Raw genomic sequence first — 14,424 nt, 5'->3', positions numbered from 1 at the left:
CAGTCAAACATTGTGCCCCGGCGGGGACCTGCCGCCTATTCCGGCTGCCCCTCGCCCCCGACCGTCGTGGCCAGCCTGACCAGTTCGACCAGAGAGCGGACGTTGAGCTTTTCCAGGATGCGCGCGCGGTGATGGTCGACGGTGCGGGGGCTGATGCCCAGGGCCAGGCCGATTTCCTTGCTCGACGCCTCGGCCGGGTTGGCCAGCACCTGCTCGACAATCTCGGTCTCGCGTTCCGTCAGGCGCGAGAACCGGGTGCGGAAGGCCTGGCGCGAGGCCTGCGCCGCGTGGCGCTCGCGGGCGATGTCCAGCGCGGATTCGATCCGCTCGACCAGTTCGGACTGGCGAAATGGCTTTTCCAGGAAGTCGATCGCCCCGCCCCGCATCGCCTGCACCGATTCGCGCACGCCGCCATGACCGGTGATGAAGACCACGGCCAGCGGCCACTGCAGCCGGTTCAGTTCCTCTTGCAGTTCCAGCCCGTTCACCTCGGGCATGCCGTAATCCAGCACCAGGCAGGCGGCGCGGCTGCCGTCGAATGCCGCCAGAAAGGCGCGGGCCGACTCGAAGGCCTCGACCGCAAAGCCGCGCTGCCGCAGGGCGCGGGTCAGCGAGGTGCGGATGTCCTGATCGTCGTCGACGATGAAGACCAGGCGTTCAGTCTCGCTCATGCCGCGCCTTTCCGGACCTCGGCCAGGTCCACGGTAAAGTTGAACCGCGCGCCCCGCGGCTCGCGGCGTTCATGCCAGAGCCGCCCGCCGTTGGCCTGTACGATGGACTGGCAGATCGACAGGCCAAGGCCCATCCCGCTGGGTTTTGTCGTCTCGAAATCGGTGAACAGCCTGATGTTGGGATCGACCCCCGGCCCGTTGTCGGCCACGCTCAGCAGCACATGCCCGTTATCGACCCGGGCGGTGATGCGCACCTGCCGGTCGGCCTGCGAGGTCGAGGCCAGCGCCTCGATCGCGTTGCGGATCAGGTTGACCAGCACCTGCGCGATCTGCAGCCGGTTGGCATGGATCGGCGGCAGCGGGCCGGGTTCGACACTCACCTTGACGCCCGCCGCCCGCGCCTCGGCCCGGACAAGGTGGCCGGTCTGCTGGATCAGGTCGGTGAGGTCGAAATCGCTGCGGATCCCCTCGTCCCGCCGGATGAAGCCGCGCAATGCCTTGATGATCTCGCCCGCCCGCATCGACTGTTCGGCGATTTCGTGCAGCGTGGCGCGCAGTTCGCTGTCGGCGCCGGCCAGCTGGTCCACCGCGTAAAGCGCGCTGTCGGCATTCTGGGCGATGGCGGTCAGCGGCTGGTTCAGCTCATGCGCCAGGCCCGCGGCCATCTGCCCCAGCGTCTTGTCGCGCGACAGGTTCGACAGCTCGCGGCTCAGCTCGGCGATCTGGTCCTCGGTCTGGCGGGCCTGGGTGATGTCCTCCATCGTCAGCACATAGTGCAGCGGTTTGCCGTCGAGGTTGAAGATCATGATCGCATCGAGCGCGACCCAGATCGTGCTGCCGTCGCGCCGCTGGCAGCGCAGCTCGCGGTTGATCTCGTGCGGGAGGCTGCCCTGCGCCGCGTCGAACAGCAGGAACCGCGGGTCATCGGGATGGGCCAGTTCGGCAAATGTCATGCCCGCCAGCGTGGCGGCGTCATAGCCGGTGATATCCGTGACCTTGTCGTTCACCCGCAGGAAGCGCCCGGTTTCGGCGTCGATCTGCGCCATCCCGCGTGACGACAGCTGGAAGGTCTTGCCATATTCCATCTCGGTCGCCCGCCGCGCGGCGATCTGCTGCATCAGCGTCGCATTGGCGTTTTCCAGCTCCTGATATGTGGCGGGCAGCGGCTCGGCCGGGTCCAGCTCTCCCTGCGAAATCAGGGCCGAACGCACGGCAAAGGCGCGCACCGGCTTGTAGATGTAATTCGCCAGGCCAAGCCCGCAGAGCCCGGTGATCGCCGCCACCAGAACCGCGATCCAGATATTGTCGCGCCGGTTCATCTTGATGACCTGGGTAAAGTCGCTCTCGGGCGCGTAGGCGGCCGTGATCCAGGGCAGGTTGTCATTGATCGGCGGCATCACGACCGACACATAGGTTTCGCCGTTGTAGATGAACTGCGACAGGGTCTCTTCCTCGACCGAGACGGTGCCATTGTCCATCAGATGGCCAAAGGCGGCGCGGGCGATCGGATCCTCGACATGCTGGATATCGGGAAACCGCAGTTGCCCGTTGGAATCGACGGTCTTGAGCAGGGCCTTGTCGGGGTGGGCGATCACATCGCCGTTGCTGTGGATGATCAGCGCCCGGCCCGACCGCCCGATGCGCAGCCGCGCGAGGAAGCTGGAGATATCGCTGATCTCGATATCCACCCCCACGATGCCCTTCACCCCGCCGCTGCCATCCAGCACGGGCGAGGCCAGCGTGATCCCCGGCCGCTGCGACGAGAAGAAGATATAGGGATCGGTCCAGACCGTCGTCAGCTTGTCGCGCGCCAGCACGTACCAGGGCCGGGTGCGCGGATCGTAGGTGTCGGCCGGGTCCATCCGGCGTTCCAGCACGCTGTAATCCTTGTCCCGCCAGATCAGTTCGGTGGTGCGGACACCGCCGCCGGTGCGGATGATCTTGGTGCGAAAGGCGTCGCGCTCGGGGTCGCGCATGACATAGACGAAAGAGCCGTCCTCGGTCCCGTGATAGAGGCCCGAGAATTGCGGCGCGAATTGCAGCTGCTGGAACAGCAGACGCTCCAGCAGTTCGGGCACGTCGCTGGCGATCACCTGATCCTGCGCCAGCCGCGCCGACAGCTCGGCGGCCCCGCGTGCCGGGCTGAGGAAGCCGCGCGAATGTTCGATCGCATTGGTGCCCACGTCGCTCAGCAGTTCGCGCGCATGATCCAGCAGGGCGCGTTCCGAGGTGACATAGGATGAAAAGACCACCGCCAGCACCGCGATGAACTGCAGCCCGGCCAGTCCGATGGCCAGCATGGCGCCAAGTGATATCCGCATGGGGTCAAGCCTCCCGCATCGGCGGCCAGCCGTGCCTTGCCCGCTCTGGTCGAGTTTCCACATTCTGGCCTTCGGCGCAACTCCGCCGGGGGCTGTCGGGCATAGGCAATATTACGCAGGCAATCACGCGTATTCCGTGTTTCCGCCTTCTGTGACAGGCTCTTGGTCAGAAACCGCGCCGCCAATACCATCCCCAATCCAAGGTGCGGGTCTGTATTTGATAAATACCTTTTACAGTGCTTGTGAGTGGGCGCTATCGCAATTCGTTTATTCAGGAAACCGGTGTCGGATACCTTGTCCGGCGCCGGTTTTTCCGCGTTCCGCCCGGGTGAGGCGCAGGGCCGCCGGTGTCAGGCGGCGATCCCCTCGAACCGCGCCTTGAGCTGCAGACCCAGCAGGCCCGAATAGAACCGGCCCTGCGCCAGGTTGCCGCCCATGAACCACAGGCCCGGCTGCGCGGTCGGTTTCCACATGTTGCGCAGCTCTCCCTGCCAGGGCCCGGGATCGCCCGGCGTGCCCGAGCCATAGCCCCAGCACCGCCCGACGCGCTCGGCCGTTGCGGGGTCGATCAGGCGCGCGACCCATTCCTCCATCGAGCCGAAGCCGGTGGCATAGACGATGGCATCGGCCTCCAGCACCTCGCCGCCCTCCAGCTCCATCCCGCCCGGCAGGATCCGCGCGATGCCCTTGCCGGAGCGCAGCGCGATGCGCCCGTCCATGACCATCTGGCAGGCGCCCACGTCGATGTAATAGCCCGAGGCCGCCCGCTGATAGGCCATCAGCCCGGCCCCGTCGGCACCGAAACCCACCAGGAAACCGGTGTCGGCCAGCGCCTTGTAGAACGGCGCCTCGTCCTGGCGGATCTGGTCCCAGGTCCTGCGGCTGTTGACCTCCTGCAGCCGCAGCGGATTCGAGGCGAGCAGCAGGTCCGCCAGGTCGGTGCTGATGCCGCGATCCACCGCATCCTGCGAGAACACGGGTTTCAGCAGCACGTCGGTCATCGTGGTCATCCGCACGATCAGCGTGGGCGAGCGCTGGATCAGCACCGGCGCGGCCCCGTTCTGGACCAGGTCGGCGGCGATGTCATGGGCGCTGTTGTTGCCGCCCACCACGATCACCCGCTTGCCGGCATAGGCTTCGCCGCTGGTGAACTGGCTCGAATGCATCTGCGGCCCGGTGAACTCGGCCTGCCCTTCGATCTGCGGGGTGCGCGGGAACCCGGCATTGCCGACGGCCATCACCAGCTGCGCGGGCCTCAGCGTGATCGGGGTGCCGTCGCGGTCCAGTTCGACGGTCCAGGTGCCGCTGTCCGCGTCATAGCGCGCGCCCGTGCATTCCGTGCGGGTCCAGACGGCCAGTTCAAGCGCATGGGCGTAGGATTCCAGCCAGTCGCCCATCTTGTCCTTGGGGGTGAAGACGGGCCAGAAATCCGGGAAGGGCATATAGGGCAGATGGTCGTACCAGACCGGATCATGCAGCGTCAGCGCCTTGTAGCGCGACCGCCACTGATCGCCGACGCGGGGGTGCTTGTCCACGATCAGATAGGGCACGCCCAGCATCTCCAGCCGCGCGCCAAGGGCCAGGCCCGCCTGCCCGCCGCCGACGATCAGCACATAAGGGGCAGCCCCCTCGGCATAGGCGTCGGTCTTGGTCTCCAGCCGTTCCTTCCAGTTGCGCCCGTGCGGATCGTCGTAAAGGCCCGTCCGGCGGCGCTGGCGCAGCGGCTCCTCATGGCCCTTCAGCTCTTCCAGCGCGGTGAGCAGGGTCAGGCAGCGCCCGTCCTTCAGGCGGACATATCCCCGCCCGCGGCCCAGCGTGGTCTCGAAAGAAATGAAGCCCTCGCTCGCCCCGGGGTCGGTGGCCAGCGACACGGCTTTGAACCCCGCACCGGGCCCCTGACGCGCGGCAAAGGCACCGATCTCTTCCGCGCCCTCCACCGTCTGCAGCGTCCAGTCCAGCGCCAGGAAGTCGCGCCAGAACCCGCCGGGATCGAACAGCGCGGCCGTTTCCGCCGGGTAAGAGGAGGCCACAGCCGCGTTCAGCGCGGCGATCCAGGGGGCAATGGTCATGTCACGGGTCCTTGCACAGGCAGCTGTCTGCCGCGAAGGTGACCCACAGTGGCGAATTTAGTCAAACTTTATCTGACTAAATGCCGTCTTTCCCGGCCAATCATCACGGTTGCGACCAGATAACCCGGAAGACTTCGGTTAACTCTGCCCGTCGGACCCGGGCTGAGGCGCATCGCCGCCTTCGTGCCGGGGTTTGAGATGTTCGGGCAGATAGCAGCGCAGATAGGCGATGGAGGCGCGGGTCGACTCGGTCAGGAATGCGTCGGTGATCCGGCCGTGGCGGCTGTAGGACAGGGCCCAGATGCCATCCATCAGCGCAATGGAATTGGCCATCATGTCCTCCAGCGCCGCGGACTGGCCGATCTCGAAATACCTGCAGAACAGGTCGGCATAGAACCGGGCCAGCGAGGCGTTGCCGTTCAGATCGGTGTTGCGCACCTCGACGCTGACGCCGGCGCCCAGGAACAGGCGTTGCGCGGCGGGATTGGCGTTCAGATAGGCCGAGCCACGGCGCTGCCGATAGGTGACGACCTCTTGCCAGCTTTGCGGGCGCGGAACGATGGGGGCTGTCACCTGGTCGGCGATCTGGCGGTGATAGCGCTCGGCCAGCATGACGAAGGCGGCGTTCCGGTTGGGAAAGAAGTGATAGACCGAGGCAAGGGGGATATCCGCCCGCGCGGCGATATCTGCCAGGCTGATATTCTCGTCCTGCCGCTGCTCCAGCAGATAGGCCGTCGCATCAAGCAGCGTCTCCAGCCGCTTGACCCCGCGCTTGCGCAGTTTCCGGGATTTCCCGTCGATTTCGACTTTTTGTTCCATGCATCGCTTGCCGGTTGCCCCGCCCATCTAGACGCTTGGGACAGGCAAGATCAACGCGACCGTGCCACGCAGGCCGCTTCCGGTCAGTGCCCGCGACAGGGGCGCAGGAGGGTGAGTCGCCGCAATTTTAGCCGAATTTCATTTCACTTTTGGGCGGCGATTGACGGAAACTCAGCGCATGCACACCCCCGAGGTCATCGCGGAATGATGGCAAAAATCGAAGCTTATCCATTATATATCAATACTATATACCAGATATTCCGATGCACCCCTCAAAGCCGGATCTCCCGCAGTTTCCGAAATTTAGTTGAAAATCATCTTCACAGGACTCCATCCCCGCTCTACCGTTCATGCAAGTCTGCAAAAGGGGCACGGCATGTGGCGCAACACCAAGGACCGAGAGCTGCGCGACCGCGCCGCCGAGGTCATTCCCGGCGGGATGTACGGACACCAGTCCACGGCAATGATGCCCGAGGGATTTCCGCAATTCTTCACCGGGGCCAAGGGCACCCGGATCACCGATGCCGATGGCAATGAATATATCGACTACATGTGCGCCTACGGGCCGAACCTGCTGGGTTATCAGCAGCCCGACGTGATGCGCGCCGTGGCCGAGCAGCAGGGCAGGATCGACGCCTCCACCGGCCCCTCGCCGCTGATCGTCGATCTGGCCGAGGCGATGGTGGGCATGATCTCGCATGCCGACTGGGCGATGTTCTGCAAGAACGGGGCCGATGCCACGATGATGGCGCTGATGATCGCCCGGGCCTACCGTGACAAGCGCAAGGTGCTGGTCGCGCGCAACGCCTACCACGGCTCGATGCCCTGGAACACGCCGCGCCCCGCCGGGGTGGTGGCCGAGGACCGCGCCCATCTGATCTATTTCGACTATAACGACACGCAGAGCCTGGCGGATGCCGCGAAACAGGCCGGGGACGACCTGGCCGGCATCTTTGCCGCGCCTTTCCGGCACGACACCTTTGCCGACCAGTCCCTGCCCGATGCCGAATATGCCCGCACCGCGCGCCGGATCGCGGACGAATACGATGCCCTGCTGATCGTCGACGACGTGCGGGCCGGGCTGCGGCTGTGCCGCGATTGCTCGTGGGAAACCGTGGGCGTGCGCCCCGACCTGTCGGCCTGGGGCAAGGTGCTGGGCAACGGGCAGCCGATCTCGGCCCTGGTCGGCAACAACCGCGCGCGCGCAGCGGCCAGCCGCATCTTTGTCACCGGATCCTTCTGGTTTGCCGCGGTGCCGATGGCCGCCGCGATCGAAACCCTGCGCATCGTGCGCGAAAGCGATTACCTGGAAAGACTGACCGCCATCGGCGAGCAGTTCCGCGCGGGCCTTGCCGCCCAGGCTGTCGAGTTCGGTTTCGGCCTGCGCCAGACCGGCCCCGCCGCCACGCCCATGGTGCTGTTCGAGGATGACCCGGACTTTCGCCTGGGCTACGGTTTCTGTCGCGAGGCCATGACGCGGGGTGTCTACATGTCTCCGTATCACAACATGTTCATGAATGCCGCGATGACCGAAACGGATGTTGCGCAGACCCTTGAGGCGACTGGCGCCGCCTTCGAGGCCATCAAGAAGAGCCGCGCCTCTCTCAAGCCGTCGCCGGTGCTGGCGGCTCTGATGGAGGCCTGAGACGGTGAAACATGCGCCAACAGGGAAAAACAAAATGATGCAACGCAAATTCAAGCACGGGCTGACCGTCATCGCGCTTGCCGGGACCGCGCTCTTCGCGCCGCCCGCGCAGGCGCAGGGCAGCGACACGCTGGTCATCGCCCGGTCGATGGACGTCAACTCCCTCGACCCGGCGCGGGCCTTCTGCGACACCTGCCAGTTCTACCTCACCGCCGTCTACGAGACGCTGGTGACGCTGAGCGCGGACAACGAGACCCTTGTGCCGAACCTTGCCGAAAGCTGGGAGGTGAACGCCGACTTCACCGAGTTCACCTTTCACCTGAAGGACGCGACCTTTGCCGACGGTTCGCCGGTCGAGGCCTCGGACGTGGTCTGGAGCATCCTGCGGCTGAAGAACCTCAAGGGCTCGCCCTCGTTCCTGATGGACGGGCTGGTCAGCGCCGAGGCGACCGATGCCAAGACGGTTGTCTTCAAGCTCGACGCGCCGTCGTCGGAGTTCCTCAACAAGATCTCGGCCTCCTACGCCGGGGTCGTCAACGCCGAACTGGCCGAGGCCAACGGCGCGACCGCAGGCGATGACGCGGCCGAGACCGACAAGGCCGAACCCTGGTTCCTGGCCAATTCCGCGGGTTCTGGCCCCTACAAGCTGGCCAGCTATGCGCCCGATGCCGAACTGCGCATGGCCGGCAACACCGACTATTACGGCGATGCGCCGAAGTTCTCGGAAATCGTGGTCACCCAGATCCAGGACGCGGTCAGCCAGGCGCAGGCGCTGGAAACCGGCCAGGCCGACATTGCCATGCAGATCGACCCGGATACGGCCCGTTCGATCCGCTCGCAGGACGTAGTGACCGAGATCGTGCCCTCGTACAACTTCGTCTACATCGGCTTCATCCCCGGGGCCAAGGGCATGGCCGATGTGATCACCCCCGAGGTCCGCCAGGCGCTGGCGCTGGCCATCGACTATGACGGCATGCTCGACTTCACCGTCGGCGGCAACGGCAAGAAACAGGCCGCGCCGATCCCCAACGGCTTCCCCGGCACCGCCGGGCTGATCCCGCGCGAGCAGGACGTCGCCAAGGCCAAGGAGATGCTGGAGGCCGCCGGTGCCACCAATCTGAAGCTGGTCGCAGGCTATCCCAACGACAACGTCTACGGCGTCGACTTCAACATCATGATGCAGAAGGTCCAGCAGGACTTTGCCGCCGTGGGTGTCGAGCTAGAGCTGAAGCCGCTGACCTGGGCGGTCTGGCGCGACGAACTGGGTTCCGGCGAATGGCCGATCACCGCGATCTACTACGCCCCGGATTACTACGGCTCTGCGCAGTATGTGCAGTATTTCGGCATGATCGAGGGCTTTCCCTGGGCCGGCCGCGCGGGGCTGGGCCATCCCGAACTGGTGGTGAACCCCGCCGAGGCAGGCCTTTACCAGCAGGCGCTTGCCTCCTCGGGCGAGGACGCCGAGATGCTCTATACCCAACTGGGCGAAGAGATGATGAAGGATGCGATCATCCTGCCGCTCGTCTCGCCGAACCTCGTGCTGGCCTATCGCAGCGATATCGAGGGCGTGCGCTATTCGGCCTGCTGCAACCTGCCGCTGGCGGAAATCTCGCGGAAGTGACCGGATGCTCGCCTATGTCCTGAGACGGCTGATTTCGATCCCCTTTCTGCTGCTCGGGGTGGCGAGCGTCTCCTTCCTGCTATCGCAAATGACCAAGGGCGACCCGCTGGCCGCCCTTGTTCCCGAACGGATGATGTCGAACCCCGAGATCGTCGAGACGGTCAAGGCCCAGTGGGGCCTCGATCAACCCCTGCCGATCCGCTACCTGCGCTACCTCGGCAATCTGGTGCAGGGCGATCTGGGCACCTCTTTCGCGACCCGCAGGCCGGTGGCCACGGATATCGCCGAACGCCTGCCTGCCACGCTGGAACTGGTGATCGCCGCGATGATCATCGGCACCGCAATGGGCCTGACGCTGGGCCTGCTTTCGGCGCGCTTCCGCGGCTCGGCCTTTGACAGCATCGCGCGGATTTTCGCGCTGATCGGGTCCTCGTTGCCGATCTTCTGGTCCGGGCTGATCCTGCTCTATGTCCTGTCGGTCCGGCTCGCCATCGTGCCCGGCACCGGCCGCCTGCCCCCGCGCATCGCCCCGCCGCCGCATCACACCGGGTTCTATACCGTCGATGCGCTGATCGCCGGGGACCTGTCGCTGTTCGTTCAGGCGCTGACCCACCTGGCCCTGCCGGCCTTCGTGCTGGGATGGGCGGTGACCGGGATCATCACCCGGCTGGTGCGCTCTTCGATCGTCGAGGGGCTGTCGCTGGATTACGCCCGCACCGCCCGCGCCAAGGGCGCGCCGGAACGGGTCGTGCTGGTGCGCCATGCGCTGCCCAATGCGCTGATCCCGCTGCTGACGATCCTTGGCTTCACCTTCGCCTATCTGATCACCGGCGCCGTCCTGACCGAGGCGATCTTTTCCTGGCCCGGCATCGGCTCCTATGCGGTGCGCGCCGCCGGGGCGCTCGACTATCCGGCCATCGGGGGCGTGACCATCGTCGGATCCGTCGCCTTTCTGCTGGCGAACCTGCTGACCGACATCGCCTATGCCTGGGCCAATCCCCGGATCAAGGTGCACTGATGGCCGATATCACCCCCGCCGTCACCGCAGCGCCCGCCCCGCGCCGGGGCCGCCAGCTGCGCCGCCTGTCGCGCAGGCTGCCGCTGACCGCCAAGATCGGCGCCGCGATCCTGCTGTTCTGGATCCTCACCGTGCTGACCGTGCAGTTCTGGCCCCTGGCCGATCCGCTGGCGATGGTCGGCCGCCGCTTGCAGCCCCCCTCGGCGGCGCATTGGCTGGGCACCGATGCCCTGGGGCGCGATGTCTTTTCGCGCACGCTTCACGGCAGCATCTGGTCGATCCCGATCGCCATCGTGGTTGTCGCCTGTGCGGTGAGCATCGGGTCGTTCCTGGGGGCGATCTCGGGCTTCTTCGGCGGCTGGTGGGACACGATCATCATGCGGCTGGTCGATGTCACCGTCGCCTTTCCGCCGATCCTGCTGGCCATGGCTGTGGCCGCGATGCTGGGGCCGGGGCTGGCCAATGCCTCTATCGCGATGGTCATCGTCTGGTGGCCGATCTACGCCAGGCTGATGCGCGCCCAGGTGCTGGAGGTCAAGGAACGCGAACATGTCGAGGCCGCCGTCGCGGGTGGCGCGGGCGGGCTGCGGGTGCTCAGGGTGCATGTCCTGCCGCTTTGCTGGACGCCGACGCTGATCAACGCGACGATGGATTTCGGACAGGTGGTGCTGCTTGCGGCCTCGCTGTCGTTCATCGGGCTGGGGGCCACGCCGCCCTCGCCCGAATGGGGCAGCATGATCTCGGAAGGGGCGACGCGGTTCTATGACTGGTGGATCGCCTTCGGCCCCGGCATGGCGATCCTGTCGGTGGTGCTGGCGACTTCGTTCCTGGGCGACGGGCTGCGCGACCTGTTCGACCGGAGGTCCGCATGAGCGCCCCGCTGCTGAGCCTCAAGGACCTGCGGATCGCCTTTCCCGACGGCGATGGCGGCATGGCCGAGGGGCTGCGCGGTGTCGACCTGTCGCTCGACCCGGGCGAGGTGCTGGGCATCGTCGGCGAAAGCGGGTCGGGCAAGTCCATCGCGATGATGGCGCTGCTGCAGCTGCTGCCCGACAGCGCGCGCGTCTCGGGCAGCGCCAGGTTCAAGGGGCAAGAACTGATCGGCATGGCCGGCCCGCGCATCCGCCGGATCCGCGGCAAGTCCATCGGCTGCATCTTTCAGGACCCGCTGTCGGCGTTCAACCCGGTGCTGCGGATCGGCGACCAGGTGGCCGAGGCGATCCTGCTGCACGACAGTTCCCGCTCGCGCCGCGACGCGATGAAGGCGGTGGAGGGTCTGTTCGAACGTGTCGCCATCCCCCAGCCCGCCCGGCGGCTGCGCCAGTACCCGCATGAGTTCTCGGGCGGGATGCGGCAGCGGGCGATGATCGCTATGGCGCTGGCCAACAGTCCCGAACTGCTGATCGCGGACGAGCCGACCACGGCGCTGGACGTCACGGTGCAGGCGCAGATCCTCGACCTGCTGCGCGACCTGCGGCGGGACCTCGGCATCGGCATGGTGCTGATCACCCACGACCTGGGCGTTGTCGCGGGCATCGCCGACAAGATCGCGGTGATGTACGGCGGGCGGATCGTCGAACGCGGGGCGACGGATCCGGTGTTCTACGAGACCGCGCATCCCTATACCGCCGGTCTGATCGGCGCGGTCCCGGATATCGAAGGCACCGGCGCCCTGCGGCAGATCGAAGGCACGCCGCCGTCGATCTTCACCCGGCCCGGCGGCTGTTCGTTCCACCCCCGCTGCACCCGGGCGCAGGCGATCTGCGCGCAGGAGGATCCGGCGCTGGCCGAGGTGGGCAACACCGATTGCGCCTGCCATTTCCCCCTGATCGCGACACGGACGGAGGTGGCGGAATGAAGGATATGTCGCTCGGCACGCCCGTCCTCAGCGTGCGCGACCTGACCAAGGAATTTCCCCTGCGCGGCGGTATTCTGGGGGGCGAGGTCGGCTCTGTTCAGGCGGTGTCGGGCATCTCGTTCGACATCGCCCCGGGCGAGACCTTTGGCCTTGTAGGCGAATCCGGCTGCGGCAAGTCCACACTCGGCCGGTCGATCCTGCGTCTGATCGAGCCGACGTCGGGCCAGGTGACGCTGGCCGGGCAGGACGTGACCGCAGCCGACAGGCCGGCCCTGCGCCAGCTGCGGCGCGAGATGCAGATCGTCTTTCAGGACCCGATGGCAAGCCTGCATCCCCGCATGACCGTGGCGCAGATCCTGGCCGAGGGGCTGCGCCTTGCCGATCTGCCGCGCACCGCGCTGAAGACCCGGATCGCCGGGCTGATCGACATGGTCCGCCTGCCCGCCGACCTTGCCTCGCGCTATCCGCACGAGCTGTCGGGCGGCCAGCGCCAGCGCATCGGCATCGCCCGCGCCCTGTCGCTGAACCCCAAACTGATCGTGCTGGACGAGCCGGTTTCCGCGCTTGACGTGTCGATCCAGGCCGGGGTGCTGAACCTGCTGGAGGAGCTGCAGAAAGAGGTCGGCTGCGCCTATCTGTTCATCGCGCACGATCTGGGCGTGGTGCGGCACATCTCGCACCGCGTGGCGGTGATGTACCTTGGCCGGATTGTCGAACTGGCGCCGGTGGATCAGCTGTTTTCCGACCCGCAGCATCCCTATACCCAGGCCCTGATCTCGGCCATTCCGCGCGCCGATCCCCGGCTAGAGCGGGTGCGCAAGCGCATCGTGCCCAAGGGCGACCTGCCTTCGCCGATGAACCCGCCGCCGGGCTGCCGGTTCCACACCCGCTGCCCCCGCGCAACCGCGGTCTGCAGCGCCGAACAGCCCGCGCTGACGGGCAGCGGCGCCGTGGTCGCCTGCCATCACCCGGGTCCGTTGACCGCCGGATAGGGGCGGAACAGGGTCTATTCCGCCAGGATCGGGGCGCCGAAGCCGGCCTCCAGCACCTCGGCAGCGTCCAGGCAGATATCCTCGCGCCAGGGGGCCGAGACAAGCTGCACGCCGCAGGGGGTGCCCCCCTCGACGCCCGACGACACGGCAACGCCGGGCAGGCCCATGACCGGCAAGGCGACCTGCGTCAGCTGCGCGTTCCAGATCCGGTCCAGCGCCTCGGGGCCGTCGAGATCCTCGTCGCGCTTGAAGGGCAGTTCGGCCGAGATCGGCATCAGCACCACCGGGTAATCCGCCAGGAAGGCGCGCCAGGCCCGGATCAGGAACGACCGGCGCACGAACAGCTCGCTGAAGCGCCGGGTGTCGATCCGCTCGGCCCGCTCGCGGAACCGGCCAAGGCAGGCCAGCGCGCCGGGATCGCCCTCGGCTTCGGCGGCGGCGATCTTGCCGGCATAGTCATCGGCAAGCCACAGATCGGTCTGCAGGTCCATCGCCTCGCGCAGGTCGGGCACCTCGGTCGGGGTATCGACGCTCCAGCCGGCGCGGCGGAACATGGCGGCGGCGCGGTCCAGGTCGTCGAGGATGCGCGGATCCGTCTGCATCCCGTTGGGACGCGGCACCAGCGCCACCCGGCGCAGGTAGGGCGCGCCGCGCAGCGGGACCGGGGCGCTGAGGTAATCCATATGCGAATAGCCCGACATGGTTTCCAGCCCCAGGCGCAGGTCGTCGACCCGGCGCGCCAGCGGACCGGCCACCGCCATCATCTGCGGGCCGATGGCCCGGTCGGGGCCGGAGGGGTTGAACATCGGCACCCGGCCCGGTGTCGGGCGCAGCCCCTGCACACCGCAGGCATAGGCCGGATAGCGGATCGACCCGGCAATATCCGTGCCATGCGCGATATGGCCCAGACCCGCGGCGGCGGCGGCCCCTGCCCCGCCCGAGGATCCGCCGGGTGTCAGCCCGTGGTCATGCGGGTTCAGCGTCGTGCCGTGGATCTGGTTCGAGGTGAACCAGCGATAAGAGAACGCCGGGCAGTTGGTCCGCCCGACAACGATGCCGCCCGCACGCCGCATGTTGGCCAGGAAGGGGCTGTCCTCTGCCGCGATCTGGTCCTTGGCCAGGTTGGTGCCGTTTGTGGTGGCATAGCCCTTCTGGTCGGCGATGACCTTGATCGTGACCGGCACACCGGCCAGCGGGCCGACCGGATCACCGGCGGCGATGCGGCGGTCCATCGCGGCGGCATCGGTCAGGGCCTCGGCGCTGCAATCCTGCACGATGGCGTTGATCACCGGGTTGATGCGGGCGATCCGGTCCAGCACCGCCTCGGTGACCTCCACCGCCTTGAGCCGGCCCCGCCGGATCCGGTCGGCAAGCTCTCGGGCGGACAGGCTGTTGGGATCGAACGGCATC

General features: G+C 66.9%; 11 protein-coding genes. 6 read left to right on the top strand and 5 right to left on the bottom strand.

Features of this window, described 5'->3' with window-relative positions; all coding sequences use genetic code 11:
* Positions 1 to 35: 35 nt before the first annotated feature.
* From GLS40_RS12195 to GLS40_RS12180, 4 genes are all read right to left on the bottom strand, one after another.
* Complete coding sequence (locus tag GLS40_RS12195; protein ID WP_160383006.1) at positions 36 to 671, bottom strand: response regulator transcription factor; 636 nt, start codon at positions 669 to 671, stop codon at positions 36 to 38.
* Positions 668 to 2,992 carry an ATP-binding protein gene (locus GLS40_RS12190; protein WP_160383005.1) on the bottom strand — a complete coding sequence of 775 codons (2,325 nt, stop codon included), beginning with the start codon at positions 2,990 to 2,992 and terminating at the stop codon, positions 668 to 670. Before GLS40_RS12190 ends, GLS40_RS12195 begins: the two co-directional genes overlap by 4 nt.
* A 350-nt stretch (positions 2,993 to 3,342) precedes the next feature.
* Positions 3,343 to 5,061 (bottom strand): flavin-containing monooxygenase, encoded by a 1,719-nt coding sequence (locus GLS40_RS12185; protein ID WP_160383004.1) that lies wholly within the window; start codon positions 5,059 to 5,061, stop codon positions 3,343 to 3,345.
* A gap of 138 nt (positions 5,062 to 5,199) precedes the next feature.
* Positions 5,200 to 5,880: a TetR/AcrR family transcriptional regulator gene (locus tag GLS40_RS12180; RefSeq protein ID WP_160383003.1), complete on the bottom strand. Its 681-nt coding sequence runs from the start codon at positions 5,878 to 5,880 to the stop codon at positions 5,200 to 5,202.
* Between the two features lie 376 nt (positions 5,881 to 6,256).
* On the opposite strand from GLS40_RS12180, the gene GLS40_RS12175 reads away from it, so the two are divergent.
* Genes GLS40_RS12175 through GLS40_RS12150 form a run of 6 tightly spaced genes read left to right on the top strand, consistent with a single transcriptional unit; the run spans position 6,257 to position 13,014 of the window.
* The gene (locus tag GLS40_RS12175) at positions 6,257 to 7,525 is read left to right on the top strand and encodes an aminotransferase class III-fold pyridoxal phosphate-dependent enzyme (protein ID WP_160383002.1); all 1,269 of its coding nucleotides are present in this window, start codon (positions 6,257 to 6,259) and stop codon (positions 7,523 to 7,525) included.
* Between the two features lie 34 nt (positions 7,526 to 7,559).
* Positions 7,560 to 9,146, top strand: a complete 1,587-nt coding sequence (locus GLS40_RS12170) for an ABC transporter substrate-binding protein (protein ID WP_160383001.1) — start codon at positions 7,560 to 7,562, stop codon at positions 9,144 to 9,146.
* A 4-nt stretch (positions 9,147 to 9,150) separates the two neighbouring features.
* Positions 9,151 to 10,164, top strand: a complete 1,014-nt coding sequence (locus tag GLS40_RS12165; RefSeq protein ID WP_160383000.1) for an ABC transporter permease — start codon at positions 9,151 to 9,153, stop codon at positions 10,162 to 10,164.
* Positions 10,164 to 11,036: an ABC transporter permease gene (locus GLS40_RS12160; protein ID WP_160382999.1), complete on the top strand. Its 873-nt coding sequence runs from the start codon at positions 10,164 to 10,166 to the stop codon at positions 11,034 to 11,036. The genes GLS40_RS12165 and GLS40_RS12160 overlap by 1 nt, the downstream gene beginning before the upstream one ends.
* Positions 11,033 to 12,022 carry an ABC transporter ATP-binding protein gene (locus GLS40_RS12155; RefSeq protein ID WP_160382998.1) on the top strand — a complete coding sequence of 330 codons (990 nt, stop codon included), beginning with the start codon at positions 11,033 to 11,035 and terminating at the stop codon, positions 12,020 to 12,022. The genes GLS40_RS12160 and GLS40_RS12155 overlap by 4 nt, the downstream gene beginning before the upstream one ends.
* The gene (locus GLS40_RS12150; protein ID WP_160382997.1) at positions 12,019 to 13,014 is read left to right on the top strand and encodes an ABC transporter ATP-binding protein; all 996 of its coding nucleotides are present in this window, start codon (positions 12,019 to 12,021) and stop codon (positions 13,012 to 13,014) included. The genes GLS40_RS12155 and GLS40_RS12150 overlap by 4 nt, the downstream gene beginning before the upstream one ends.
* A gap of 14 nt (positions 13,015 to 13,028) precedes the next feature.
* On the opposite strand, the gene GLS40_RS12145 is transcribed toward GLS40_RS12150, so the two are convergent.
* Positions 13,029 to 14,423 carry an amidase family protein gene (locus GLS40_RS12145; protein WP_160382996.1) on the bottom strand — a complete coding sequence of 465 codons (1,395 nt, stop codon included), beginning with the start codon at positions 14,421 to 14,423 and terminating at the stop codon, positions 13,029 to 13,031.
* Between the last annotated feature and the right edge of the window lies 1 nt (position 14,424).

It is taken from the genome of Pseudooceanicola pacificus (assembly GCF_009789075.1).
GTDB classification, from domain to species: Bacteria; Pseudomonadota; Alphaproteobacteria; order Rhodobacterales; family Rhodobacteraceae; genus Pseudooceanicola; species Pseudooceanicola pacificus.
The sequence above is the reverse complement of the archived record's forward strand: the minus strand, read 5'-3'. Positions and strand labels throughout refer to the sequence as shown.

Coding starts and splice junctions, on each gene's coding strand:
- GLS40_RS12195 (WP_160383006.1), bottom strand. CDS start 671: ATGAGCGAGACTGAACGCCTGGTCTTCATCGTCGACGACGATCAGGAC.
- GLS40_RS12190 (WP_160383005.1), bottom strand. CDS start 2,992: ATGCGGATATCACTTGGCGCCATGCTGGCCATCGGACTGGCCGGGCTG.
- GLS40_RS12185 (WP_160383004.1), bottom strand. CDS start 5,061: ATGACCATTGCCCCCTGGATCGCCGCGCTGAACGCGGCTGTGGCCTCC.
- GLS40_RS12180 (WP_160383003.1), bottom strand. CDS start 5,880: ATGGAACAAAAAGTCGAAATCGACGGGAAATCCCGGAAACTGCGCAAG.
- GLS40_RS12175 (WP_160383002.1), top strand. CDS start 6,257: ATGTGGCGCAACACCAAGGACCGAGAGCTGCGCGACCGCGCCGCCGAG.
- GLS40_RS12170 (WP_160383001.1), top strand. CDS start 7,560: ATGATGCAACGCAAATTCAAGCACGGGCTGACCGTCATCGCGCTTGCC.
- GLS40_RS12165 (WP_160383000.1), top strand. CDS start 9,151: ATGCTCGCCTATGTCCTGAGACGGCTGATTTCGATCCCCTTTCTGCTG.
- GLS40_RS12160 (WP_160382999.1), top strand. CDS start 10,164: ATGGCCGATATCACCCCCGCCGTCACCGCAGCGCCCGCCCCGCGCCGG.
- GLS40_RS12155 (WP_160382998.1), top strand. CDS start 11,033: ATGAGCGCCCCGCTGCTGAGCCTCAAGGACCTGCGGATCGCCTTTCCC.
- GLS40_RS12150 (WP_160382997.1), top strand. CDS start 12,019: ATGAAGGATATGTCGCTCGGCACGCCCGTCCTCAGCGTGCGCGACCTG.
- GLS40_RS12145 (WP_160382996.1), bottom strand. CDS start 14,423: ATGCCGTTCGATCCCAACAGCCTGTCCGCCCGAGAGCTTGCCGACCGG.